General features: G+C 36.2%; 25 protein-coding genes and 1 pseudogene. 19 read left to right on the top strand and 7 right to left on the bottom strand.

Features of this window, described 5'->3' with window-relative positions:
• The first annotated feature begins 1 nt into the window (after position 1).
• Positions 2 to 1,234, top strand: a complete 1,233-nt coding sequence (locus FNL60_RS06040) for a sensor histidine kinase (RefSeq protein WP_002280028.1) — start codon at positions 2 to 4, stop codon at positions 1,232 to 1,234.
• 56 nt (positions 1,235 to 1,290) lie between these two features.
• Here the strand turns inward: FNL60_RS06040 and FNL60_RS06035 are convergent, their stop codons facing one another.
• Both FNL60_RS06035 and FNL60_RS06030 read right to left on the bottom strand, forming a co-directional pair.
• Entirely contained in the window at positions 1,291 to 1,641 is a 351-nt protein-coding gene (locus FNL60_RS06035; protein ID WP_002263648.1) for a DUF1304 domain-containing protein, read from the bottom strand.
• A 146-nt stretch (positions 1,642 to 1,787) separates the two neighbouring features.
• Positions 1,788 to 2,699: a LysR family transcriptional regulator gene (locus tag FNL60_RS06030; protein ID WP_002263650.1), complete on the bottom strand. Its 912-nt coding sequence runs from the start codon at positions 2,697 to 2,699 to the stop codon at positions 1,788 to 1,790.
• A gap of 257 nt (positions 2,700 to 2,956) precedes the next feature.
• Here FNL60_RS06030 and FNL60_RS06025 point away from each other — a divergent pair, with 257 nt between their 5' ends.
• The 8 genes from FNL60_RS06025 to fni all read left to right on the top strand — a co-directional run bounded on the left by FNL60_RS06025 (position 2,957) and on the right by fni (position 10,145).
• Entirely contained in the window at positions 2,957 to 3,964 is a 1,008-nt protein-coding gene (locus FNL60_RS06025) for a uroporphyrinogen decarboxylase family protein (RefSeq protein ID WP_002266918.1), read from the top strand.
• Positions 3,965 to 3,987: 23 nt separating this feature from the next.
• Positions 3,988 to 4,842, top strand: coding sequence for an amino acid ABC transporter substrate-binding protein (locus FNL60_RS06020; protein ID WP_002269554.1), 855 nt, complete (start codon positions 3,988 to 3,990; stop codon positions 4,840 to 4,842).
• Between the two features lie 9 nt (positions 4,843 to 4,851).
• A complete protein-coding gene (locus tag FNL60_RS06015) occupies positions 4,852 to 5,544 on the top strand; it encodes an amino acid ABC transporter permease (protein WP_002267993.1) in 693 nt (230 codons plus the stop codon).
• A gap of 8 nt (positions 5,545 to 5,552) precedes the next feature.
• Entirely contained in the window at positions 5,553 to 6,227 is a 675-nt protein-coding gene (locus FNL60_RS06010) for an amino acid ABC transporter permease (protein WP_002263654.1), read from the top strand.
• A 9-nt stretch (positions 6,228 to 6,236) separates the two neighbouring features.
• The gene (locus FNL60_RS06005) at positions 6,237 to 7,001 is read left to right on the top strand and encodes an amino acid ABC transporter ATP-binding protein (RefSeq protein ID WP_002263655.1); all 765 of its coding nucleotides are present in this window, start codon (positions 6,237 to 6,239) and stop codon (positions 6,999 to 7,001) included.
• A 206-nt stretch (positions 7,002 to 7,207) separates the two neighbouring features.
• Positions 7,208 to 8,140, top strand: coding sequence for a diphosphomevalonate decarboxylase (gene mvaD, locus FNL60_RS06000; RefSeq protein ID WP_002280027.1), 933 nt, complete (start codon positions 7,208 to 7,210; stop codon positions 8,138 to 8,140).
• A gap of 1 nt (position 8,141) precedes the next feature.
• On the top strand, positions 8,142 to 9,140 hold the full coding sequence (locus tag FNL60_RS05995) for a phosphomevalonate kinase (protein WP_002280026.1): 999 nt from the start codon (positions 8,142 to 8,144) through the stop codon (positions 9,138 to 9,140).
• Between the two features lie 9 nt (positions 9,141 to 9,149).
• Positions 9,150 to 10,145: a type 2 isopentenyl-diphosphate Delta-isomerase gene (gene fni, locus FNL60_RS05990; protein WP_002280025.1), complete on the top strand. Its 996-nt coding sequence runs from the start codon at positions 9,150 to 9,152 to the stop codon at positions 10,143 to 10,145.
• Positions 10,146 to 10,227: 82 nt separating this feature from the next.
• Here the strand turns inward: fni and trhA are convergent, their stop codons facing one another.
• The 4 genes from trhA to FNL60_RS05970 form a co-directional block, all read right to left on the bottom strand.
• Positions 10,228 to 10,884 (bottom strand): PAQR family membrane homeostasis protein TrhA, encoded by a 657-nt coding sequence (gene trhA, locus FNL60_RS05985; RefSeq protein ID WP_002266924.1) that lies wholly within the window; start codon positions 10,882 to 10,884, stop codon positions 10,228 to 10,230.
• On the bottom strand, positions 10,853 to 11,323 hold the full coding sequence (locus tag FNL60_RS05980) for a DUF1836 domain-containing protein (RefSeq protein WP_002264322.1): 471 nt from the start codon (positions 11,321 to 11,323) through the stop codon (positions 10,853 to 10,855). Before FNL60_RS05980 ends, trhA begins: the two co-directional genes overlap by 32 nt.
• 142 nt (positions 11,324 to 11,465) lie before the next feature.
• Positions 11,466 to 12,749, bottom strand: a complete 1,284-nt coding sequence (locus tag FNL60_RS05975) for a hydroxymethylglutaryl-CoA reductase, degradative (protein WP_018110225.1) — start codon at positions 12,747 to 12,749, stop codon at positions 11,466 to 11,468.
• Positions 12,727 to 13,902 (bottom strand): hydroxymethylglutaryl-CoA synthase, encoded by a 1,176-nt coding sequence (locus FNL60_RS05970; protein WP_002267988.1) that lies wholly within the window; start codon positions 13,900 to 13,902, stop codon positions 12,727 to 12,729. The genes FNL60_RS05975 and FNL60_RS05970 overlap by 23 nt, the downstream gene beginning before the upstream one ends.
• A 207-nt stretch (positions 13,903 to 14,109) precedes the next feature.
• On the opposite strand from FNL60_RS05970, the gene FNL60_RS05965 reads away from it, so the two are divergent.
• The 8 genes and pseudogenes from FNL60_RS05965 (at position 14,110) to mmuM (ending at position 21,162) form a co-directional block, all read left to right on the top strand.
• Positions 14,110 to 14,949 (top strand): thymidylate synthase, encoded by an 840-nt coding sequence (locus FNL60_RS05965; protein WP_002264319.1) that lies wholly within the window; start codon positions 14,110 to 14,112, stop codon positions 14,947 to 14,949.
• Between the two features lie 116 nt (positions 14,950 to 15,065).
• On the top strand, positions 15,066 to 15,845 hold the full coding sequence (gene pnuC, locus FNL60_RS05960) for a nicotinamide riboside transporter PnuC (protein ID WP_002266473.1): 780 nt from the start codon (positions 15,066 to 15,068) through the stop codon (positions 15,843 to 15,845).
• A gap of 84 nt (positions 15,846 to 15,929) precedes the next feature.
• Positions 15,930 to 16,442 (top strand): dihydrofolate reductase, encoded by a 513-nt coding sequence (locus FNL60_RS05955; protein ID WP_002262814.1) that lies wholly within the window; start codon positions 15,930 to 15,932, stop codon positions 16,440 to 16,442.
• 17 nt (positions 16,443 to 16,459) lie between these two features.
• Positions 16,460 to 16,630: a hypothetical protein gene (locus tag FNL60_RS05950; protein WP_002262815.1), complete on the top strand. Its 171-nt coding sequence runs from the start codon at positions 16,460 to 16,462 to the stop codon at positions 16,628 to 16,630.
• Positions 16,631 to 16,654: 24 nt separating this feature from the next.
• Positions 16,655 to 17,887, top strand: coding sequence for an ATP-dependent Clp protease ATP-binding subunit ClpX (gene clpX / locus FNL60_RS05945; RefSeq protein WP_002262816.1), 1,233 nt, complete (start codon positions 16,655 to 16,657; stop codon positions 17,885 to 17,887).
• Between the two features lie 15 nt (positions 17,888 to 17,902).
• Positions 17,903 to 18,496: a ribosome biogenesis GTP-binding protein YihA/YsxC gene (gene yihA / locus FNL60_RS05940; protein WP_002262817.1), complete on the top strand. Its 594-nt coding sequence runs from the start codon at positions 17,903 to 17,905 to the stop codon at positions 18,494 to 18,496.
• Positions 18,497 to 18,824: 328 nt separating this feature from the next.
• Positions 18,825 to 20,202: pseudogene (locus FNL60_RS05935) on the top strand (amino acid permease).
• A gap of 9 nt (positions 20,203 to 20,211) precedes the next feature.
• Positions 20,212 to 21,162 (top strand): homocysteine S-methyltransferase, encoded by a 951-nt coding sequence (mmuM, locus tag FNL60_RS05930; protein WP_002264316.1) that lies wholly within the window; start codon positions 20,212 to 20,214, stop codon positions 21,160 to 21,162.
• A gap of 133 nt (positions 21,163 to 21,295) precedes the next feature.
• On the opposite strand, the gene FNL60_RS05925 is transcribed toward mmuM, so the two are convergent.
• Positions 21,296 to 22,558 carry an aminotransferase-like domain-containing protein gene (locus FNL60_RS05925; RefSeq protein ID WP_002280024.1) on the bottom strand — a complete coding sequence of 421 codons (1,263 nt, stop codon included), beginning with the start codon at positions 22,556 to 22,558 and terminating at the stop codon, positions 21,296 to 21,298.
• Positions 22,559 to 22,655: 97 nt separating this feature from the next.
• Here FNL60_RS05925 and FNL60_RS05920 point away from each other — a divergent pair, with 97 nt between their 5' ends.
• Both FNL60_RS05920 and FNL60_RS05915 read left to right on the top strand, forming a co-directional pair.
• On the top strand, positions 22,656 to 23,507 hold the full coding sequence (locus FNL60_RS05920; RefSeq protein ID WP_002268767.1) for a pyridoxamine kinase: 852 nt from the start codon (positions 22,656 to 22,658) through the stop codon (positions 23,505 to 23,507).
• Positions 23,504 to 24,037, top strand: coding sequence for an ECF transporter S component (locus FNL60_RS05915; RefSeq protein WP_002262822.1), 534 nt, complete (start codon positions 23,504 to 23,506; stop codon positions 24,035 to 24,037). The genes FNL60_RS05920 and FNL60_RS05915 overlap by 4 nt, the downstream gene beginning before the upstream one ends.
• The last annotated feature ends 20 nt before the right edge of the window (positions 24,038 to 24,057 follow it).

Here is a 24,057-nt window from a genome sequence, read left to right as displayed (position 1 = left end):
CATGTTTCGTAAGATCAGATTCCGTTTTATCCTTGTCGCCTCTTTTGCTATCTTATGTATCCTCATTTCTTTTGTGGGTGTTTTTAATTCTGTTCGTTATGTTCAAAATAACGATGAGATCAATGCTATTTTGACCATTTTATCTAGAAATAAAGGAGAATTTCCTGATCCGATAGAAATTAACAAGGAGGTAGGAAATCGAGGATTGTCAGTAGCTGTTATTAATCAATACCAATATTACAGTTTTATAGTGGATAGGAAAAAAGATACCGTTTCTCTTAATCTAAGTCATATTTCTCATTTGACAGAAGAACAGGCAGAGTCTTATATGAGAAATATTAATCTCCATGAAAGAGACGGACGTTTTAGAAAAAACAATCATTTTTATTCTTACCGTGTGACAAAAATGAATCCATCTGGCCGCTATTTGGTTGTTGTCTTGGATGCTACTCGTTTTTTTGCTGATCGTTCCGAATTAATTAATTTGTCTATTCAAATGTCCTTTTATAGTTTGCTCTTTTTTATTTTAGTTGTTTCTGTTTTTTCAGGCTATGCTATTAAGCCTTACCTTGAAAATTATGAGAAGCAAAAACGCTTTATTACTAATGCTGGACATGAATTAAAAACCCCTTTATCCATTATTTCTGCTAATAATGAATTGCAAGAATTAATGACTGGCGAAACAGAATGGACCAAAAGTACCAAGGATCAAGTTGAACGCTTGACCCATTTAATCAATCAATTAGTTACTTTGGCTAGGTTAGAAGAGCAGCCGAATATTGTTCTTGAAAGAGTTTGTTTTTCGGAAATTGTGCAAGATGCAGCAGAAGACTTTAAAGCTCCCATCATTAAAGATGGTAAAACGTTTGAGATGCAGATTGCTTCTGATATTTATGTCAAAGCAGAAGAAAAATCCCTCTTTGAATTGGTTACTCTTTTAGTAGATAATGCTAATAAATATTGTGATGATAAGGGGACAGTAAGTGTCAAACTTAGCAGAACCGGTGGTCTTAAAAAGGCAAGGCTAGAGGTTTCAAATACCTTTAAAGAAGGTACTGAAATTGATTATAGCCGTTTCTTTGACCGCTTTTATCGCGAAGATGAATCGCATAACAATCAGACATCAGGTTATGGCATCGGATTGTCAATGGCTCAGAGTATTGTTAAAATTTTTAAAGGAAAAATTTCGGTCTCCTATAAGAATGATGCCATTATTTTTAAGGTTATTTTATAATTTTGATATAAAAAATGAGGTTAGGATATTTTTATCCTGACCTCATTTTTAACCTATTAAAAGAGATAAAGTAGTGCAGCGATAATGGCTAACCCTCCCTGTGTCAGCAAAATTTTTGGATTGCTGCTATAAGCACCATACGCAGCAACAAGAATAATGTAAATCAAGATTGGTAAAATGATAGCTGTATTAAAAGCTAAGCCATAAAGCAGACCTAAACCAAGAAGGCCATTATAAATACCTTGATTTTTAAACAGTACATCAATTTCTTTTTCACCTAATGTTTCTTGAGTCATGCCAAAAACTTGAGATGTCTTTGTAGACTGTGTGGCTAACGTTTCCAAATACATAATGTAAAAGAATTCCAAAGCGACCAGAATGATAATAAGCATTTTAATAATTGACATGATTGCCTCCTAATGGTAATGTTTTAGTATTATAGAATTTATTGTCAAACTTTGCAAGAAATTTGTCCTTATTAAGAAGTTTGAGGGATATAAAATTTGGAAGTCTGCTTGGAACAAGTGAACATTTTTATACTTTTTCTGCCAAATCACAATTGTGTTCCCCTTTCGTATGTTCTAAGACTGTTTTTAACAGCAGTAATGAATTGCTGAGTAATATCAGTTTCTTGTTTACGTTTATTGCTAACAAAACCAAGGGTATGCATTTTGCTGTCTTTAAGAGGGATTAGAACAATTTGATCCTTGATAAAACTGTTAACAATACCCAATCCTGAAGCATAAGCATCTGAACCACAGAGGATATTCATGATAGTACCGCGATCATTACTGTAAAAGACAGATTGATTTTCAGGAATATCAAGGGTATCTTCGTCAAAGTTAAGTCCTGAAATTTCTTGTCTGAAACGGACTTGCTTATAATCTTTTAATTGCACTTTTTCAATGACCTTTTGCTGGGCGAGCGGATGATCTTTTCTAAGGAAAATCCGTGTAGGAAAATCCCCGAGAGGTGTAAAAGCAAGATCATGCTGTTTAAAATAACGTTCTAAAATATGACGATTATCGTCGTTAAGATAAAGAATACCCAAGTCACTTTCAAAATTTAAGACGCTTTCTAAGATTTTTTTGGTTGTTGTCTCAATCAGGTGAAAATGTTGAAAGTCTTTTTTGAATTTTTCGGCTATTTCAAGAAGCGGAATGGCTAGAAAATCATAGTGATGCGAACTAATGGTAAAGCTCTTTTTGTAGTTGTCTTGGTAGCGTTTTTTAAGAAGATCAGCTTCTCCCAAAATGCGTTTAGCATACTTAAGAAAATCATAACCATCATCTGTTAGGCGAGCACCCGTATTAGAGCGAATAAAAAGCTGTACTCCTAAGTCATTTTCTAACTCTTTAATTGAAGAGGAAAGATTGGGCTGTGTGACATAAAGTTTTTTAGCAGCTTCACTAAAAGAACCTGTATTGGCAATAGCCTCAACATAACGACATTGTTGAAAATTCATAATAATCTCCTTCTTCTAGAACTTTTCTGACATTATAACAAAAGAAACACAGGAAAATCCGTAAAAAACCGATAGAAAAAAACAAAGGAGTGATAACTTTTTCTTATGGCCTACTATTGTTTTTTCTTTTCCTTTATTTAAGCTCTTTTTTATTGCCATAAATAAAATTTATAGCCAACCATAAAAAAGATAAATTATACAAGGTGTTGAGGAGATGGTAGGATAAAGTCATATTATTTTCAAAGGAGATGGACTTTATGGCAGACAGTAAGAAAGAATGGGTCTTAAAGGCTTTTAAAGGTGAAAGGGTAGACAAAGTTCCTGTTGGTTTTTGGTATCATTTTTTGGCAGAAGAAGAATTTGGACAAGGCCTTGATAATCCAGAACTTTTTAAGAAGAATCTTCAAGGACATCAAAAATTTATTAAAGAAGTAGATCCTGATTTTATCAAATTGATGAGTGATGGTTTTTTCACTTATCCAAATGAATTGATTCATACAAATGTTACATCAATTCAAGAATTAGCCAATATTTCTTCTATTGGTGAAAATCACCCTTGGTTTGATCAACAAGTGCAGTTAGTCAAGGCTATTAAAGAAAGTTTTACTGAAGATATTGTGGCTATTTATAACATTTTTTCTCCAGTCACTTATCTTAAATGGCAGTTATCAGGTCAGGTGGCTCATGGTGATGGCATTATTGCCCGATTTTTGCAAGAAGATGCTCAGACTCTAAAAAAGGTTTTAAATGTGATTGCTGGTGATATTGCTACCTTAACAAGAAAAATTATTGCAGAAGCTGGTCTTGAAGGGATTTATCTCAGTGTACAATCCATTCAAGACAGCAATGTAACGTCTGAGGACTATCGGAACTATATTACACCTAGTGATTTGACCATTATTGAGGCAGCTCAGCAAGCTCAAGGTCTAACTGTTCTTCATATCTGTGGTTATGAAGGAGCAAGCAATGATATCAAACTCTTCAAGGATTATCCGGCTCAGGTTTTTAATTGGGCTGTTGGTCCGGAAGGTATCAGTTTAGCTCAAGGCCGTAAACTTTTTGGCGGTAAAACCGTTTTGGGAGGATTTGTTAACACTAAAGACGGTATTCTCTATAAAGGAAGTAAGGATGATATTCAAACTGAAGTAAAGAAATTGTTACAAGAATCTGGTACGTTAGCCACTGTTATAGGAGCAGATTGTACGATTCCAAGTGATATTGCTGCTGAGCGTATTGCTTGGGTCAAAGAAGCGGTAACTTTATAAGTTGAAAGAAGGAGATTATTCAAATGACTAAGAAAACATGGATTGTTACAGGAGGCGTATTGTTTCTTCTTATTGGTGGGACGATTATTGGACGTCAATTGGCGGGAAATGGTGCTAATGAGAAAGTGACTACTCTAAAGGTGGCTCATACTCAAAATTATGCTCCCTATGATTATGTGAATGATAAGGGAGAAAATACAGGCTATGAAGTAGACGTTTTAAAAGCTATTGATAAAAAACTACCTGATTATAAATTTAAATATACAGGAACAAGTGATGAGGATTTGCTTATCGGACTTGAATCAGGCAAGTATGATATTGGGACTAAAGGGGCTTGGTACACAAAAGAGCGTGCCAAAAAATTTATTATCCCTAAAGATGCTCTTGGTGCCAGTGTCATCGGCTTGACTATTAGGAAAGATGAAGAAAAAACAATTACTGGTATTAATTCTTTTGCGAAATCGGGCGGCAAACTTGTTCCTATCTCTCCGCAAAATGCTCAGTGGAATGTTATTGAAGCTTACAATAAAAAACATAAAGATACTCCAATTGATTTGAAATCAGCAGAAAGTTTTACGGTTGCAGATGCTTATGCCTGGGTTTTAGAGGGACGTTATGATGCTTATTTTGATATAAAACTCTCCTTTAAACAGGCTGTGAAGGATAAGGATGGTGCTTATCATAAGTATGCTGATAAGTTGACTTGGATTCCTTATAAAGGTATCGAAACTTACCCATTGATTCATCGTAATAAAGCCAATCAAAAGTTCGTTAAAGCTTACAATAAGGCTGTGAAAGAATTGAAGAAGGATGGAACTTTAGCCAAACTGTCTAAGAAGTATTTTGGGGAAGATGTCTTTAACTATGTCACAAAATAGGAGGTCAGTATGGTTTCTTATACACCATCTTATGTTTTTAAATTTTTGCCAACTATTTTAAATGCTCTTCCTTTAACGTTGTGGGTCATTTTTTTAACCGTTCTTTTAGGTTCTTTGTTGGGAGCAGGTCTGGCTTGGGCACAAGTGGATTCTAAAAACAGCTGGGCAGCCTTTGCTAAAGGATATGTTTTTATTTTGAGATGTACACCGCCAATTGTTTTGCTCTTTCTTGTTTTTTATGGTCTGCCAGAATTTTTGACTTGGTGGCTTCATTTGGATGTTGACGATTGGTCACGTGCTATTTTTGTCGTTGTAACTATGGTATTACTATTTGCGGCCTCAATTTCTGAAGTTTTCAAATCAGCTTATTTAGCTGTACCTAAGGGACAATTAGAAGCTGGTCTCAGTATTGGTCTAACTGGCTTTCAAACCTTTAGGCGTATTCTTTTGCCGCAGACCTTTCAAATCGCCTTACCCAATATAACAACTGCCATTTTAAATTTGATGAAAGATGCGGCTCTAGCCTATACAATCGGTTTAGTGGATGTCATGGGGGCAGGAAATCTGATTATTAGTCGGAATTTGGGGAATTACTCTCTGGAAACTTATACAGCTGTTGCCCTTATTTATTGGGGAATTGCCTTAGTTTTGTCACTGGTATCACATTTTATGGAACACAGTCTTAATAAAGGAAATACTTAGGAGGTCATATGGATTTTTCTTATATTTTTCATACATTTTTACTTTCCTTAAAGGGTGTTCCTGTGACCTTAGTCATCATGATAGTCTCTATACTGCTGAGCTTTTTACCGGCTTTGTTTTTGGCTTTGGGCAGAATTTACAAGGTAAAAGGTGTGACGACTTTTTCGATTGTTTATCTAGCTTTTATTAGAGCAACACCGCCTATTCTTTTGATTCTCTTTTTTTACAGTCTTTTACCCAGTGTTTTAAATACCATTTTAAAATCAAGCGGATTAGATATTTTTAAACTTAATCCTATTTATTATGCTTTTATTATCTTTAGTCTAATGACAACAGGGAGTCTATCAGAAATTTTACGATCTGCTATTTTAACGGTTGATAAGGGACAGTTGGAAGCAGCTCAGTCTATTGGTTTAACAACGACACAAAGTTATCTCAGAATTATTTTCCCACAGGCTTTGAGGTCTGCTCTTCCCAATCTTTGTAATTTGGTGATTAATATTGTTAAAGGAACTTCGCTTGTTTTTGTCATGACAGTTAAGGATATTACAGCAATAGCTAAGGTTGAAGCGGCTCATGGTTACCAATATTTTGAATCTTATCTTGTGATTTTCATTATTTATATTATTATTTGTGGTTTGATTCAGTGGAGCTTTTCAACTTTAGAAAAGCGTTTTGCTTAAGGAGAATACATGTTAGAAATTAAAAATTTATCAAAACAATTTGGAGATAAACTTGTTCTTGACAATGTTAGCTTGACTGTTAACAAGGGAGATGTTGTCGTTATTTTGGGTCCTAGCGGTTCAGGAAAAACAACTTTTTTGCGCTGTCTTAATCACTTGGAAAAAGCAGATAAAGGACATCTAACTTTAGATGGACAATCTTATGATTTGGCAACACTTAATCGTAAAGAAATTTTGACCATTCGGCAAAAGACGGCCTTTGTTTTTCAACACTATAATCTTTTTGCTAATAAAACCGCTTTGGAGAATATTTTAGAAGGCTTAATGACTGCAAGAAAGATTCCCAAAGAACAAGCGATTCAAATTGCGGAGCAAGCCCTTGAAAAGGTAGGCTTATTGAGTTATAAAGATTATTATCCTAGTCAATTATCTGGTGGTCAGCAGCAAAGAATTGGGATTGCACGTGCCATTGCAGTCAAGCCAGATCTTATCTTTTTTGATGAACCAACATCGGCACTTGACCCTGAATTGATTGGTGATGTTTTGGGTGTCATGAAACAATTGGCTGAGGAGGGCGTTACCATGATTGTGGTCACGCATGAAATGAGTTTTGCCAAAGATGTGGCCAATCATGTCATTTTTATGGATGGTGGGCACATCATCGAAGAAGCTTCGCCAAAAGAATTTTTCTCGAAACCTAAAGAAGACAGAACGCGTCGCTTTTTAGCCCGGATTCTGTCTGATGATAGTTACTCAGTTGATTATATATTATAAAGAAAATTTCCACCGCATTGATAAAAAGAATTACAGTTCTCTAAGTTAGAAATGAACATTCTGACTTAGGGAATTTTTTAGTCAGATAGGCTTCTTTTGTAAATGAGTTAAGAAATTTCTTTTTGCTTAAGGTCGCTTTTTTCTCATTTTTATATTAAAATGATAATGCAATCATAATGAATAAACTTAAGAAGGGAAGTTCCAAAGTGACCGTAAAATCTGTAAAAGTGAAGTCTTATGCAAATATTGCTATCATTAAATATTGGGGTAAGACAAATACTAAAAAAATGATTCCGGCAACCAGTAGTATTTCTTTGACTTTGGAAAATATGTATACGGAAACTAGACTGACTCTTTTAAGAAATGCAGAAGCTGATGAATTTTACATTGATCATATTTTACAAAATGAAGCAGAGCACCGAAAAATCAGTAAGGTTCTGGATTTTTTTAGAAAAGAGACTCCTTTTTTTGTTAAGGTAGAGACTTCCAACAATATGCCAACGGCAGCTGGTTTATCTTCAAGTTCTAGCGGTTTATCAGCTTTGGTTAAGGCTGCCAATATATTCTTTGAAACAAATGCAACTCAGGAAGAACTTGCCCAAATAGCCAAATTTGCTTCAGGTTCTTCTTCGCGTTCTTTTTTTGGACCTTTGACGGCATGGGATAAAGATTCAGGTGAGATTTATCCTGTACCGTCAGATTTAAAGTTAGCTATGATTATGTTGGTTTTGAACGATACCAGAAAACCTATTTCGAGCCGTCAAGGTATGCAGCGTTGTTCAGAGACCTCAACAAATTTTGCTGATTGGATTGCCCAATCTGAAAAGGATTATGTTGCTATGTTGGACTATTTAAAAGCTGCTGACTTTGAAAAAGTCGGCGATTTAATAGAAGCTAATGCTTTAGCTATGCATGCAACAACAAGAACCGCTAATCCTCCTTTTTCTTATTTAACTAAAGCTTCCTACCAAGCTATGGAAAGAGTAAAAGAACTGCGACGGCAAGGTGAAAGGTGTTATTTTACCATGGATGCAGGTCCTAATGTCAAAGTTTTGTGTCTCGAGAAAGATTTGGAGCGTCTATCTCGTATTTTTGCGCAAGACTATCAGATTATTGTGTCTAAAACAAAGGAACTTTAACATGGATAATATCATTCAAGTAAAAACAGGCGGTAAACTATATATTGCTGGTGAATATGCTATCTTAACTCCCAGTCAGTCGGCCATTATTAAAAACATTCCCATTTATATGACAGCTACTATCAAATCTGCCAAAGAAATTTCAATTTGGTCTGATATGTTTGCTTATTGTGTGGGTATGGCGGCTGACTCTAATTATAGCCTGATCCAAGAGACAATTACGGTTTTAGCAAATTTTTTGGGAAAAGAAATTGCTGATTTATCCCCTTTTTCCTTAGAAATTAATGGAGAATTGGGACGCGATGGGAAAAAATTCGGGATTGGTTCTAGTGGTAGTGTTACTATTTTAACCTTAAAAGCACTCTCTCGTTTCTATCAATTGGATTTATCGACAGATACTATCTTTAAGCTGGCTGCCTATACCTTAATTAAGCGTGGTGATAATGGTTCCATGGGAGATTTGGCTTGCATTGCCTATGATAATTTGGTTTATTTTACAGCTTTTGACCGCCAATTAGTAAGGACTTGGATAGTATCTGATGACCTAAGAACTGTTTTAGAGAGGGATTGGGGTTATCGCATTTCAGTCTTATATCCTAAAATCACTTGCGATTTTCTCGTTGGCTGGACCAAACAACCCTCTATTTCAAATAAGATGGTTAATCTTGTTAAATCTTCAATTACGCCATCCTTTTTAAAAGTCAGTCAGGAAAATGTCGAAAAACTTTCCCAAGGCTTGCTAAATGGTCAAAAAGATGTGATAAAAGAAAGTTTAGCAACTAGCAGCCAGCTCTTAGAAAATCTCAATCCAGCTATCTATACAGAACGTTTACGGCAATTAAAAGCAGCTGAGAAAGGTCTAGATGTCATTGCTAAGAGCAGTGGTTCTGGTGGCGGTGATTGTGGAATTGCTCTTTCTTTTAAAGACAGGGATAGTCACCTTTTAGTGGAACGCTGGCAAAAAGCTGGTATTGAATTGCTTTATCAAGAAAAATTATAGGAAAAATCGATGACAAATAGAAAAGATGATCATATAAAATATGCCTTAGACTATTGTTCACCATATAATAGTTTCGATGACATAGAACTCATTCATCATTCTTTACCAGATTATGATTTAGCCGAGATTGATTTGTCTACACATTTTGCTGGTCAGGATTTTGATTTTCCTTTTTATATCAACGCTATGACAGGCGGAAGTCAAAAAGGGAAAGAAGTTAATGAAAAATTAGCTCAGGTAGCGGACACCTGTGGTCTTCTTTTTGTAACAGGTTCTTACAGTACAGCTCTTAAAAATCCAGACGATACTTCTTATCAGGTAAAAAAATCCAGACCTCATTTATTACTAGCAACCAATATCGGCCTTGACAAACCTTATCAGGCTGGCTTACAGGCAGTTAGGGATTTACGGCCTTTATTTCTTCAGGTTCATATTAATCTTATGCAGGAGCTCCTTATGCCAGAGGGGGAACGCGAATTTAGGTCTTGGAAGAAACATTTATCTGACTATGCGAAGAAACTACAACTTCCTTTTATTTTAAAAGAAGTTGGTTTTGGTATGGACGTTAAAACAATCCAAACTGCTATTGACCTAGGGGTTAAAACTGTCGATATTTCTGGCCGAGGCGGAACCAGTTTTGCTTATATCGAAAATAGACGTGGCGGAAATCGTTCTTATCTTAATCAATGGGGACAAACCACAGCGCAAGTTCTATTAAATGCTCAGCCGCTTATGGATAAGGTAGAAATCCTGGCTAGCGGCGGGATTCGTCATCCATTGGACATAATAAAAGCTTTGGTCCTTGGAGCCAAAGCGGTCGGTTTATCTCGAACGATGTTAGAATTAGTTGAACAGCATTCTGTTCATGAAGTCATTGCTATTGTAAATGGTTGGAAAGAAGATTTGCGCCTGATCATGTGCGCCCTTAACTGTCAAACGATTGCAGAACTTCGAAATGTTGACTATCTTTTATATGGGCGCTTAAGAGAAGGACAGAGACAATAATGGCTTGTTTTAAAGGTGTCATTAAGGTGGTTATCAAAATTAAATAATAAGAAAACTCCGTTTTTGAAGCGGAGTTTTAATTTTATAGCATATAGTAGACAATAGCGATATATTGCAAAGCAGAAGCCAGTAAAATAAAGAGATGCCAAATCATGTGAAAATAAGGCCTCTTTTTAGCGTAGAAGAAGGCTCCAACAGTATAAGATAAGCCACCGCCTAACATTAAAAGCCAAAAAGCTAGACCAGTCTTGCTGACAATAGCTGGAATAATAAAGATAACCAGCCATCCCATCAATAAATAAAGAAAAAGACTGAATTTATCATTAATCTTCTTAGCAAAAATTTTATATAAAATACCAAAAATAGTAGTGCCCCACTGAAGAACAATAATAAGGTAGCCTAACCAACCTCCGACCAGTGAAAGTGCAACTGGTGTATAACTTCCTGCAATAGCAATATAAATCATACTGTGATCAATAATACGAAGAACATATTTTTGTGGTGAATCATAAGTCATAGCATGATAAACAGTTGATGACAAAAACATCAAAAAGAGACTAATGACAAAAATGGACATTCCGATTGCAGCGGCTATTCCGTAATGTTGATAACTGTAAATGGCGGAAATAGGCAGCAGAACAAGCATAATAGCTGCACCAACAGCGTGTGTCACACTGTTAGCAACCTCTTCGCCAAAACTCAATTGTTTACTTAGTTTCAGAGTTTGTGTTGGACTCATTGATATCACTTCTTTCTAGTTCTAAGACAAGCTGATGTGTTTGCAGATAAAGTTTTAGAGTTTGACAAGCTGATACTACTACAGGGGCAATATCTTGTCTTTCATCGGTGTTCATACAGGTGACAAAGTCATTATAAAGGTTTTTTGAAGAGTTATTTGCTGTTAAAACGGTCAAAGTCTGGCTAATCTCTTGGATAGAGAAGACATTTTTGAGAGCAGTAATAACAATCAAACGAGCGACCTGTTTTCGATTATATTTTTTCTTGATTGGCTTTTCAATATGACCATGTTTGACATAATTATTAATCATAGAAGCTGTTAGTCCTTTGTCTTTAGAAGCAGCAGCATCTGTGGTCTGATTAACATAGAGCAGGACTTGGTCTAAATATAAATCAAGTTCAGGAAGGTCATCCCATTTTGGATAAAGTATTTTTTCCAAATTCTTATCTCCTTAACATCTAGTCTTAATAACTAGATTATATCTTTATCGAAAATTATTGTCAAGAAAAAAGTGAGGAATAGAAAAAATACCATCTCTGCAATGATATTTTTTAAAGGATTATAATATGAAGTTTTTAAATTTATCTTAAATTTTTTAAAAGTGTTTGCGCGGTTTCTAAATTCATATGCTTAGCTTTAAGAAGCTGAGAAACAAGAGCTGAGACTTCTTTTTCCTTAGCGCCTGCAAGCAAGGCTAAGGACTTTGCCTGAAGTTTCATATGTCCAGCTTGGATACCTGTGCTAGTCAAGGCTTTAAGGGCGGCAAAATTTTGAGCCAGACCTACAGCAGCAATGATAGCAGCTAATTCTTTAGCAGTCGGATTTCCAAGCAAATCATAAGCGCATTGAACAGTTGGATTTAACCCAATAGATCCTCCCTTAGTAGCAATGGGCATAGGTAGGGTTATCTTGCCCTTTAATATCTCATTTTTGTCATCATAGGACCAAGCAGAAAGACCACGATAGTGGCTGTCTCTACTAGCATAAACATGTCCACCAGCCTCAATAGCACGCCAATCGTTACCTGTAGCTAGTACAAGAGCATCGATGCCATTAAAAATACCCTTATTGTGGGTGCTGGCTCGATAAACGTCAATTTGGGCTAGTTGACTGGCTAAGTCCATTTTTCGAGCTAATTTTTTGGCTTCTGTCTTATCACGACTGAGGAAACGAAGATTAACCTGACATTGTGCTGTTACCAAAGCTTCTGTTGCGTAGTTAGAAAGAATAGCCATGAGACTTTGTCCGCCAGATAGTTCTTCTAAAGGAGCAGCTAAGGTTTCCAGCATAGTATTAACTATATTTGCTCCCATGGCCTCTTTGGTGTCAACACTCAGATAAACAATTAGAAAACTCCCTTTAATCTCTGTCATCAAATCGCAAGCGCCGCCGCCACGCTTAACGATAGAAGGGTGTGCCTCATTGGCTAAAGATAGGAGTAAGGCCTTCTTGTCCAAGATATTTTTGTGTGCTTTATCAAAGTCATCCACATCATAAAGAGCCACTTGGCCAAGTATTTGACGATTATGAATTTTAGTAGAAAAACCACCAGAACGTTTGATAATTTTAGCTGCAAAACTAGCTGCCGCAACAACAGAAGGCTCTTCAGTTACAAAAGGAACCTGATATTCCTTCCCATCAATGAGAAAATCTGGTGCTAGGGCGAAAGGCAGCGAAAAAGTTCCTAAGACATTTTCGACCATTTGATTGGCAGTCTCTAAAGGTAATTGTTGATTTTGACAGAGTTTCTTCAACTCTTCTGTGCTTAGCAGCTGATGTTTTTCTAAATGTTTCAGGCGTTCTTGCAATGTCTTTCTAGAAAAACCTGACCAGTTAATTTTTTTAGGATTCATTGACTTTACCATAGATTCTTTGGTGTTCAAGGATTTCTTTTAAGGCAAAAGGTCCTGTCTGATATTCTTTGAAAGAAGCATTTCCTTTGTCATCAAGTTGAGCCTCTTCAAAAAAGATTTTCTCGTAATTCTCAACAGATAAGGGAGTCCGTCTTTTGAGTTTGTCAAGACGATTAGTCTGTAGCTGTTCTTTGAAACCTTTAACCAGTGTTCCTGTGAAAATTTCAGCAACAGCCCCGCTACCATAGCTAAAAAGAGCAATCTTATCACCAGCCACAAGATTTTGACTATTTTCCAAAAGAGAAAGGAGTCCTAAAAAGAGTGAACCTGTATAGATATTTCCGATTTGCTTGCTATAAAGAATGGAAGCTTCAAAATTCACCTTAAGTTTTTCCTGCAAATCAGATGGGACTTGCTTATCCATGATTTTGTTAAAGCCTTTAAGAGCTAGTTTAGGAAAAGGAAGATGAAAGCAAAAAGCTGCAAAATCAGTTAAAGAAACATCAAAACGTTTTTGATATTCTGCCCAAGTCGTTTTCAGCATATCCAAATATTGTTTGGTAGAATACATACCATTAACATAAGGTGTTGTTGTATAATTTGGCCGCCAAAAATCCATAAGATCACGTGTCTGAGCTAAGGTCTCATCATGAAGAATAAGAATACGGGGATCTTTTTTGACCAGCATGGCAATGCTGCCGGCTCCTTGAGTAGATTCTCCGGGAGTTCCAATTCCGTATTTGGCAATATCGCTAGCAAGAACAAGCACACGCGTGTCAGGATGTTTTTCAACATGCAGTTTAGCATAGTTGAGGGCTGCAGTAGCACTGTAGCATGCCTCTTTCATCTCAAAGCTGCGCGCAAAAGGCTGAATACCTAATAAGGAATGTACATAAACAGCTCCAGCCTTACTTTGGTCAACACTGGATTCGGTAGCCAAAATGACCATATCAATTTTTTCTTTATCCTCTGCAGTCAGAATTTCATTGGCTGATCCGGCTGCTAGGGTGACAACGTCGTCGGTAATAGGAGCGATGCTAAGAGCATTCAGCAAAAGTCCTTTACTGAATTTTTGGGGATCTTCGCCACGGGCCTCAGCTAAATCTTTCATATTCAGGACATATTGGCTGCTTGTAAAACCAATTTTATCAATCCCAATTCTCATAAGTCAATCCTTCTTTTCTTTTTTATCTGGTTTCTTTTTTGTAAAATGTCATAGTTATTTTATCACAATTTAAACTAAAGGTAATGAATAAACTTTCAAGGATTCAATTTTTGGGAGAATCTGTCAGATCAGACGAAACCTATTTTTTCTGCTATAATATCTAAAAGAAGTTTAAATTATTTTCTTAAAATCATAGAAGGAGAAGCAATGTCTAAGGCAGATTTTATTTTCAAAAAAAATATAAAAAAAATCTTAACTGATGGTGTCTGGAGCGAACAGGCTCGTCCTAAATATAAAAATGGCAAGACAGCCAATTCTAAATATATTACAGGCGCTTTTGCAGAATATGATCTTGCAAAAGGAGAATTTCCTATCACAACCCTTCGTCCGATTGCTATCAAGTCAGCTATCAAGGAAGTATTCTGGATCTATCAGGATCAGACCAACGAATTAGCCATCTTAAATGATAAGTACGGTGTTAGGTATTGGAATGATTGGGAAGTCAAGCAAACAGGAACCATCGGAGAACGTTATGGTGCCATTGTTAAGAAACATGATATTATGAATAAAATTCTCAAACAATTGGAAGAAAATCCTTGGAATCGACGCAATGTCATCTCTCTTTGGGATTATGAAGCCTTTGAAAAAACAGAAGGTCTCCTACCTTGTGCCTTTCAAACCATGTTCGATGTTCGTCGTGTGAATGGCGAAATTTATTTAGATGCTACCTTAACACAGCGCTCCAACGATATGCTGGTTGCTCACCATATCAACGCCATGCAATATGTCGCTTTGCAGATGATGATCGCCAAACACTTTGGTTGGAAGGTTGGTAAATTCTTCTATTTTGTCAATAATCTTCATATTTATGATAATCAATTTGAACAAGCAGAGGAATTATTGCGGAGAGAGCCAGTGGTTTGTCAACCGCATTTGGTATTGAATGTCCCAAATAAAACTAATTTCTTTGATATTAAACCTGAAGATTTTGAATTATTGGATTATGAACCGGTTAAACCACAATTAAAATTTGATTTAGCTATTTAAAAATGACGAGCCAATAATTATGGCTCTTTTTTATAAAAAACCAATATATGTCTTGACACATGTAAAAAACGTTGTATAATGATTTCAAACATTAATTAAAAAGGTGGAGCAAAACGGTGTCTAGAAAAGCAAGCAATATCTGGGATAATTTTAAATGGCTGTGGCAAGAAGGTAAAAAATTAGGCTTTTGGGGGATATTACAAGCGCTATGGGAGGATTTGGTTAAAAATAGGAGCCTGTCGCAGTGGCTATACCTTTTAGCTCTTAGTTTTCCAACACTGGTTTTAGAATTTATCGGTGGAACACGGCACATTGCTGGTTTTGCGGCAGCACTGACAGGAATTCTATGTGTTATCTTTGTTGCTGAGGGGCGTATCAGTAATTATTTCATCGGTTTTATTCATGAAATGCTCTATCTTTATCTCAGTTTTGAAAATATGTATTATGGTGAAGTTTTAACAACCTTATTTTTCACTGTCATGCAATTTGTCGGTGCTTATTATTGGTTGATTGGACATCGTGAAGGACAGGAAAAGAAAGTTGAAGTAAAGGATGTTAAATCACGAAAACTGACACCCCTAGGCTGGTTGAAATCACTTGGAATTACAATTATTGTCTGGTTAGTTTTTGGCTTTATTTATCGATCAATCGGTTCGCATCGCCCTTTTTGGGATAGTTCAACAGATGGTACCAATTGGAGCGGTCAGTTTCTTCAAACAGGCATGTACAGTGAACAATGGCTCTTTTGGATTGCGACCAATGTTCTCAGCATTTTTCTTTGGTGGGGTGCAGAACCACATGTTATGCTCATGTATATTATTTATATGATTAATAGTATTGTTGGTTGGGTAAAATGGGAACGTGATCTTAGAATAACTCAAGAACAGTTAGCTTAAATAAGGAGTTTAAATACAATAGACAAAATGCATTTGAGTTTTTTCAATGCATTTTTTTTAGAAATTTGATAAAATAAGAAAAGTATGAACAATAAGCGAGAAAAGAAAATTGTTGCCATTTGGGCAGAAGATGACAGACACTTAATTGGAGTTAAAGGCAGTCTTCCTTGGCATTTACCCAAAGAGTTGAACCATTTTAAAGAGATGACCATGGGGCAAGCTCTATTGATGGGACGCGTTACCTTTGATGGTATGAACCGCCGTGTGTTACCTGGACGTGACACCTTGATTTTAACTCATGATCCACAGTTTAAGGCAGAAGGTGTAAGCATTGTCCACAGTGTCCCAGAAGCTCTTTCTTGGTACAGGCAGCAAGACAAAAGTTTATTTATTGTTGGTGGTGCATCTATTTATAAAGCTTTTGAAAGTTATTATGATAAAATAATAAAAACATCAGTTCATGGACAGTTTGAAGGAGATACTTATTTTCCTCTAAGAGATTTTTCTAGTTTTCAGGAAATTTCTCAAGCTTTTTTTGAAAAAGATGAAAATAACAGTCATGACTTTACTGTTACTGTACTTGAGAAAAAGGAATGAGGAGATTGGCTTAAGATATGCAAAGAAGTATTTTTGGTGTATTTACTGCTTTTTTATTTGTGATTTGTATTTTATGTGCTGTTCCTGCATTTAAGAAAAATCGTTATGGTTTAGGGGTGTTTTTCTTGTTAAATGCTCTGACTAATATTGTAAATACCATTCATGCTTTTTATGGAACCCTGTTTTAAGAAAATTAGAAGTTAGAGGAAAAAATGGCTGGAAATAGAACCAATGATGTCACAGTGCATTGTTCATTCTGTGGCAAAAATCAAGATGAAGTTAAAAAAATTATTGCAGGTAATGGCGTTTTTATTTGCAATGAATGTGTTGAATTATCACAAGAAATTATCCGTGAAGAACTAGCAGAAGAGGTATTGGCTGATCTTTCAGAAGTTCCAAAACCAAAAGAATTGTTGGCAATACTAGACAGTTATGTTATCGGTCAGGACCGTGCCAAACGTGCTTTAGCAGTTGCTGTCTATAATCATTATAAGCGTATCAGTTTTACTGAGAGCCAAGACGACCAAGATGTTGACTTACAAAAATCAAATATTCTTATGATTGGACCGACAGGTTCTGGAAAAACTTTCTTAGCACAGACTTTGGCTAAGAGTCTCAATGTGCCCTTTGCTATTGCTGATGCAACAGCCTTGACTGAAGCGGGTTATGTAGGTGAAGATGTTGAAAACATTTTGCTTAAATTGATTCAGGCAGCTGATTATAATGTTGAACGCGCGGAGCGTGGCATCATTTATGTTGATGAAATTGATAAGATTGCTAAAAAAGGCGAAAATGTTTCCATCACACGTGATGTATCTGGTGAAGGTGTCCAACAAGCTCTGCTTAAGATTATTGAAGGAACAGTAGCTAGTGTGCCACCACAAGGTGGTCGGAAACATCCCCAACAGGAAATGATTCAAATTGATACGAAAAACATCCTCTTCATAGTTGGTGGCGCTTTTGATGGTATTGAAGATATCGTTAAACAGCGTTTGGGTGAGAAAATTATTGGCTTTGGTCAAAATAATAAGAAGATTGATGATCAATCTTCTTATATGCAAGAAATTATTTCAGAAGACATTCAAAAATTTGGTCTTATTCCAGAGTTTATTGGTCGTTTGCCAGTTTTAGCTGCGCTTGAGCAATTAACGGTTGATGATTTGGTTAAGATTTTGACAGAACCTAAAAATGCTTTAGTTAAACAATATCAGACGCTTTTATCTTATGATGGTGTTGAGCTTGAGTTTGATCAAGAGGCGCTTCAAGCGATTGCTCAAAAGGCGATTGAACGTAAGACAGGCGCACGCGGTCTTCGCTCTATTATTGAAGAAACGATGCTGGATCTGATGTTTGAAATTCCGAGTCAAGAGGATGTCACTTGCGTTCGCATTACTAAGAAAGCGGTAGAAGGGACCGACAAACCTATTCTTGAGACAGCTTCCTAAGGAGATGGAGATGTGATGAGTGAATTTTTAAATACCCACAATGCTTCTATTCTTCTTAGTGCGGTCAATAAATCGCATTACCCTCAAGATGACTTACCTGAAATTGCCCTAGCTGGCCGCTCAAATGTTGGTAAATCCAGTTTTATCAATACGCTGTTAGGCCGAAAAAATCTGGCTCGTACGTCTAGTAAGCCCGGAAAGACGCAATCGTTGAATTTTTATAATATCGACGATAAGCTTCGCTTTGTGGATGTGCCCGGTTATGGGTATGCCAAGGTTTCAAAGAAAGAACGCGCCAAGTGGGGCAAAATGATTGAAGAGTATTTAACTAGTCGTGAAAATTTACGAGCAGTCGTGAGTTTGGTTGATTTTCGTCATGATCCCAGTTCAGATGATGTACAGATGTATGATTTTTTGAAATACTATGAAATTCCTGTTATTTTAGTTGCGACAAAGGCTGACAAGGTTCCTCGTGGCAAATGGAATAAACAGGAATCTGCTATAAAAAAGAAACTTGATTTTGATTCCAATGATGCTTTTATCATCTTTTCGTCAGTTGATCGGACAGGTTTGGATACATCTTGGGATGCCATTTTAGAGTCTCTTTAAATTTCCCAAGGTGAAATAGTTAAAAAGTTGATTAGATGAAGGGTGTGATTCCTATAAACATAGTGAGTCATACCTTTTTGCTTTTTTAGATAAAATAAATCTGTGAATCTTTGCCTAGAATGGAGAAAAAATGAAGTAGTAGAAATGTTTTGATTACAGCCTTTTTGATAAATTAGTACGTTCCTCTGAATCTAATATTTCCATGTAATTAGGTGCATTCAACGGGGAATCTTGTTATAGTCTCTAACTAACAGCTTGATAGAAAATAGCTATTATCTAAGATGAGTTAATTGTGTTATGATAAAGCTATTAAGCTTTAGGAGGACTTATGGAAAACCACAATTTTGAAAATGAAGGTCAGTTTAAGCGAAAAATGACCAGTCGTCATCTCTTTATGTTGTCCTTAGGCGGTGTTATTGGAACAGGGCTTTTCTTAAGTTCAGGTTATACAATTGCTCAAGCTGGTCCCTTAGGAGCAGTAATTTCTTATTTAGTTGGTGCTATTGTTGTTTACCTTGTGATGCTTTCTTTGGGTGAATTAGCAGTAGCTATGCCTGTTACAGGTTCTTTTCATACCTATGCTACCAAATTCATCAGTCCTGGAACTGGTTTTACCATTGCTTGGCTTTATTGGATTTGTTGGACGGTTGCTTTAGGGACAGAGTTTCTTGGTGCAGGTATGTTGATGGGACGGTGGGTTCCTTATGTTCCCACTTGGGTCTTTGCAGCACTTTTTGCCTTGCTTATTTTTGGTCTTAATGCTCTCAGTGTTCGTTCTTTTGCTGAAGCAGAATCCTTCTTTTCTAGTATAAAGGTTTTAGCTATTCTTGTTTTTATTATTCTTGGTTTTGGAGCCATGCTTGGTTTGGTTTCTTTTACATGGTAAGCACGAAGTATTTCTTTTTAGTCATTTGACAGCTCATGGAGCTCTGCCAAAGGGACTTCCAGCATTAATGTCAGTCATGCTGGCAGTTAATTATGCCTTTTCTGGAACAGAGCTCATCGGGATTGCAGCGGGAGAAACGAACAATCCTAAAGAAGCTGTTCCCAAGGCTATTAAAACAACAATTGGTCGTTTAGTGATTTTCTTTGTATTGACAATTGTTGTCTTAGCATCGCTTTTACCAATGAAAGAAGCAGGTGTATCCAGTGCTCCTTTTGTTGATGTTTTTGATAAGATGGGCATTCCTTTTGCTGCTGATATCATGAATTTCGTTATTTTGACAGCTATTTTGTCTGCTGGTAATTCAGGACTTTATGCTTCCAGCCGCATGCTTTGGTCTTTGGCCAACGAAGGTATGATTAGTCCGAGGGTTGTTAAAATCAATGAACACGGTGTTCCTATGAGAGCTTTGCTCCTATCGATGGCAGGTGCTGTTTTATCCTTGTTTTCAAGTATCTATGCGGCAGATACCGTTTATTTGGCTCTGATGTCAATCGCTGGCTTTGCTGTTGTTGTAGTCTGGTTGTCCATTCCTATGGCACAAATTAATTTTCGTAAGGAATGGCTGAAAAGTCATGCCCAAGAAGACTTGTTTTATAAAACGCCTTTTACTCCAATTCTGCCTTACATTACGATTATGCTATTGTTGATTTCGATTATTGGTATTGCTTGGGATGCATCACAAAGAGCGGGTCTTTATTTCGGTATACCTTTTATTCTACTTTGTTATCTTTATTATTATTGGCGGCATAAGACATTGTAAGGAGATTATATGGGACGTTTCAAAACATTATTAAATCAAGAAGATTATCTTATTTTACATGGTGCTTTGGGAACAGAATTGGAATTTTTGGGTTATGATGTTTCAGGCAAACTATGGTCGGCCAAATACCTTTTGGAAAATCCAAGTATCATTCAAACGATTCATGAAACTTATTTACGTTCAGGTTCTGATATTGTAACTACATCTAGTTACCAAGCTAGTTACCAAGGTTTATGTGACTATGGTTTAAGTCAGGAAGAAGCTGAAAAAATGATAGCCTTGACAGTTAGTTTAGCTAAAAATGCTAGAGAGAAAGTCTGGCAGGAGCTGAGTGAAAAAGAAAAACAAGTTCGCCCCTATCCCTTAATCAGTGGTGATGTTGGCCCTTATGCGGCTTATTTAGCTGATGGTTCTGAATATACAGGGAATTATGGTCAGCTTGATAAGGAAGTTCTTAAAGATTTTCATAGGTCACGTATTAAAATCTTAGTTGATGAGGGTAGTGATTTATTAGCGCTTGAGACTATTCCAAATTTCTTAGAAGCACAGGCCTTGGTTGAACTCTTACAGGAAGAATTTCCGTCTGTAGAAGCTTACATGAGTTTTACAGCTCAAAATGGCACTACGATTTCTGACGGAACAGCCATAGAAGAAGTGGCTGAACTGATTGATAAGGCGTCGCAAATTCTGGCTTTAGGTATTAATTGCAGCTCACCGTCAGTGTACAGCAGTCTTTTGAAAAAGGTTGCCGATATAACAGATAAACCTTTAGTGACTTACCCTAATTCTGGTGAAGTCTATGATGGCCAACACCAAATGTGGACACAATCTGCTGATTTATCGCATACGCTTTTGGAAAATACTAAAATTTGGCATACATTCGGTGCCAAAGTAGTGGGCGGCTGCTGTCGTACGAGACCAAATGATATTGAAAGTTTAAGCAGAGGCCTGAGAGAATGAGCAATTGACAGAGAATTTAAAGGTTAGGGTGGATTGTTTTAAGATAAAGTAAGATTAAATTCTCACCAAAGAGCTATAGTACTTTTAAGCTATCGAAAAATACAGGCTGGAATGGTTGTTCTAGTCTGTATTTTTACTCGAAAATAGTTAGCAAATTCTGCCGGTCTTCTCCTGCTTGCAGTTGAATAAAGTGGTAGGGGCAAGTATTAATATAATTTTTTTCCAAAAAATTAGGTGAATTGAGTCTATACTTTAAAAGAGCAAGGTTGACTTTAGTTGGTAATTGTAATATTAATGAATCTTGGAAAATATGATGAGGAAGCTTGAGAGTAAAAGTTGAAAATTCTTTTGCTAACTCAGATGTTTTTTGATAATACATTTGCTTGAGACGTTTCTTATTTTTAGCAAACATACCATTATCAATATACAAAGAGAGTGCCTTTTGCATGATAAGATTAGTATCGTAATCAATCAGATTTTTATAATCAAGAAATTTTTTCAAGAGTTTCTTAGGAAGGATTAAACTTCCTAAACGTAAAGCAGGAAAAAGCGACATAGAAAATGATTTTAAATAAATAATCCTATCGTTGGTATCTAAGTAATGTAAGGAAACATTGCTGGCTCTGTCAAAATCTGCCATATAGTCATCTTCAATAATGTAGACATCGTATTTATGAGCTAATTCTACCAAAGTTTGTTTTTCTTTGTGACTGTATGACAAACCCAAAGGGTTAGATAGACGCGGAATAGTATAAAAGAACTTAATCTTTTCTTGTTTAAAAATCTCCTCTAGTCGATTAAAATCAAGTCCATCAAATCCTCGCTCAATAGTTAAGTAGGGAAGATTTTGCGATTTAACCAAGGTGTTCATGCGATGGTAGGTCGGCTGTTCCAGTAAAATAATCTCTTTTTGATTGGGAAAGGTCATCTGTGATAGGATGTAAAGGGCTTGTTGGCTGCCAGAAGTGACAACGATATTTTCTTTTTTGCTGTAAATGGCTTCGTCTACGAAAAGCGCCTGTAAAGATTGCGTCAGCTCTTCCAATCCTTCTTCTTGATGATAGTAGTTGAAGAGATAATCTTCTCGCCCAACTAAAGTCTTATTCATGCAGGTTCTAAAATCTTCGTAAGCAATATTGTGGTAATTAGAAGGAGAGATTGGAGGTAGGATTTCTTCTTCATGATTATCCTCAAAAACGTAATAACCGCTTTTGAGAATAGGATAAATATATTTTTGATATTTCAATTCTGACAAAGCTTTTTGAACAGTATCTTTGCTGCAGTGAAAATCTTGGCTCAGTTGACGAATAGAAGGCAGTTTATCGCCGCGTTTTAGTTGACCATCTTCGATTTGCTGTATAATATTTAAAAAAATTTCATGATATTTACTAACCATTTTGTCCCCATACAGTTTAAATTTCTTTCTATTGTACTCTATTTTTAAATTTCTTACAATATTTTTATCGTTTTGAAAAATGCATTAAGGAGTTTATATGTTACCGCGTTTACTTGTCGCTAATGATTTACCGGGACTTGGCAAGGTCGCTTTAGCCAGCAGTTTGCCTCTTATGGCTGCTTGCCAAGTAGAAACAGCCATTTTACCAACGGTGCTCTTATCATCACATACTGGTGGCTTCAAACAGCTTCGTATAGATGATTATACAGTAGGTATGACAGGCTTTTTAGAACAGTGGCAGAATTTAGGAATCGCTTTTGATGGTCTGGTAACTGGCTATCTCAAGAATAGTCAGCAAATAAACCTGATCTTAGAATTTGCAAATGCGAAACAGTTGCCTTTATTTGTAGATCCTATTATGGGAGATAAAGGCTGTTTTTATCAGGGATTTGATCAAGGACATGCTAATCATATGCGACGACTATGCCAAAACGCTGACGTTATTATTCCCAATTTAACTGAAGCTGCTTTTTTAACAAAAACAGCTTATTTAGAGAAGGATTATCAGTCTAGTCAAGTCGAAAGACTGTTAAAAAAATTAGCAGCTTTAGGACCTTCTTATATTGTTTTAACAGGTGTTACTTTTGAAGCAGATAAGATTGGTTTAGCCATTTATGACCGTACAAAAGACAAGGTGGTTTACTTGATGGCTAAACATTATCCACAACATTTTTATGGTACAGGAGATATATTAACAGCAATCCTGTCTTCCGCTTATTTTAGAGGAATTTCTCTTGAGAAATCTGGTCGTCTTGCTTTAGATTTTTTGAATGAAGTCATGATGACGACCCTAGCATTAGAAAGAGATTTAAGATATGGTCTTTGTTATGAACCGCATTTACTTGATTTAATAAAGAATTATCAATTATTATTAAAGGAGAAAAAATGAAAAAAGAAGAGTTACGTCGTTTGATAGAAGTGAGTTTATTTGCAGCCTTGATTTTAGTCAGTGTTCAATTTCTGCGTATTCAGGTGGGACCGCAGTTTGTTCATTTGGGCAATGCCTTAGTGGTTATCGCTGTTCTTGTTTTTGGTTCAGGTTTTGGTGCTTTAGCAGCTGCACTTGGTTTGGGACTTTTTGATATTTTCAACGGTTATGCGGCAGAAGTTTGGATAACTATTTTAGAATCACTGCTTGTTTGCTATGTTTTGCATTTAGTTTATGAGAAAGCGATGAAAGCCAATGATAAACCGGCAACTATTTTTACTGTTGGACTAGTTGCTGCGGTAACGAAGATTATTCTCAATCTTTTTAAATATACTCTGATTAACAGTTTCATTGGTGGCTTAGCTCTACTTCCAGCAATGGTAGGAGCCTTGGCTAAAATTACAGGTACTTTTGGAACTTCGATTGTTACCATTGTAGCTGTTCCTATACTTTATCCCATTTTTAAACGGATTGTCCAAGGTAAAAATTAATTTAAAAAAAGAGAGACTAG

This window comes from Streptococcus mutans, assembly GCF_006739205.1.
In the GTDB taxonomy this organism is placed as follows: domain Bacteria; phylum Bacillota; class Bacilli; order Lactobacillales; family Streptococcaceae; genus Streptococcus; species Streptococcus mutans.
The sequence above is the reverse complement of the archived record's forward strand: the minus strand, read 5'-3'. Positions and strand labels throughout refer to the sequence as shown.

Bases quoted from the DNA above. Each gene is read 5' to 3' on its own strand.
- FNL60_RS06040 (WP_002280028.1), top strand. From the start codon at position 2: ATGTTTCGTAAGATCAGATTCCGTTTTATCCTTGTCGCCTCTTTTGCT.
- FNL60_RS06035 (WP_002263648.1), bottom strand. From the start codon at position 1,641: ATGTCAATTATTAAAATGCTTATTATCATTCTGGTCGCTTTGGAATTC.
- FNL60_RS06030 (WP_002263650.1), bottom strand. From the start codon at position 2,699: ATGAATTTTCAACAATGTCGTTATGTTGAGGCTATTGCCAATACAGGT.
- FNL60_RS06025 (WP_002266918.1), top strand. From the start codon at position 2,957: ATGGCAGACAGTAAGAAAGAATGGGTCTTAAAGGCTTTTAAAGGTGAA.
- FNL60_RS06020 (WP_002269554.1), top strand. From the start codon at position 3,988: ATGACTAAGAAAACATGGATTGTTACAGGAGGCGTATTGTTTCTTCTT.
- FNL60_RS06015 (WP_002267993.1), top strand. From the start codon at position 4,852: ATGGTTTCTTATACACCATCTTATGTTTTTAAATTTTTGCCAACTATT.
- FNL60_RS06010 (WP_002263654.1), top strand. From the start codon at position 5,553: ATGGATTTTTCTTATATTTTTCATACATTTTTACTTTCCTTAAAGGGT.
- FNL60_RS06005 (WP_002263655.1), top strand. From the start codon at position 6,237: ATGTTAGAAATTAAAAATTTATCAAAACAATTTGGAGATAAACTTGTT.
- FNL60_RS05995 (WP_002280026.1), top strand. From the start codon at position 8,142: ATGGATAATATCATTCAAGTAAAAACAGGCGGTAAACTATATATTGCT.
- fni (WP_002280025.1), top strand. From the start codon at position 9,150: ATGACAAATAGAAAAGATGATCATATAAAATATGCCTTAGACTATTGT.
- trhA (WP_002266924.1), bottom strand. From the start codon at position 10,884: ATGAGTCCAACACAAACTCTGAAACTAAGTAAACAATTGAGTTTTGGC.
- FNL60_RS05975 (WP_018110225.1), bottom strand. From the start codon at position 12,749: ATGGTAAAGTCAATGAATCCTAAAAAAATTAACTGGTCAGGTTTTTCT.
- FNL60_RS05970 (WP_002267988.1), bottom strand. From the start codon at position 13,902: ATGAGAATTGGGATTGATAAAATTGGTTTTACAAGCAGCCAATATGTC.
- FNL60_RS05965 (WP_002264319.1), top strand. From the start codon at position 14,110: ATGTCTAAGGCAGATTTTATTTTCAAAAAAAATATAAAAAAAATCTTA.
- FNL60_RS05955 (WP_002262814.1), top strand. From the start codon at position 15,930: ATGAACAATAAGCGAGAAAAGAAAATTGTTGCCATTTGGGCAGAAGAT.
- FNL60_RS05950 (WP_002262815.1), top strand. From the start codon at position 16,460: ATGCAAAGAAGTATTTTTGGTGTATTTACTGCTTTTTTATTTGTGATT.
- clpX (WP_002262816.1), top strand. From the start codon at position 16,655: ATGGCTGGAAATAGAACCAATGATGTCACAGTGCATTGTTCATTCTGT.
- yihA (WP_002262817.1), top strand. From the start codon at position 17,903: ATGAGTGAATTTTTAAATACCCACAATGCTTCTATTCTTCTTAGTGCG.
- mmuM (WP_002264316.1), top strand. From the start codon at position 20,212: ATGGGACGTTTCAAAACATTATTAAATCAAGAAGATTATCTTATTTTA.
- FNL60_RS05925 (WP_002280024.1), bottom strand. From the start codon at position 22,558: ATGGTTAGTAAATATCATGAAATTTTTTTAAATATTATACAGCAAATC.
- FNL60_RS05920 (WP_002268767.1), top strand. From the start codon at position 22,656: ATGTTACCGCGTTTACTTGTCGCTAATGATTTACCGGGACTTGGCAAG.
- FNL60_RS05915 (WP_002262822.1), top strand. From the start codon at position 23,504: ATGAAAAAAGAAGAGTTACGTCGTTTGATAGAAGTGAGTTTATTTGCA.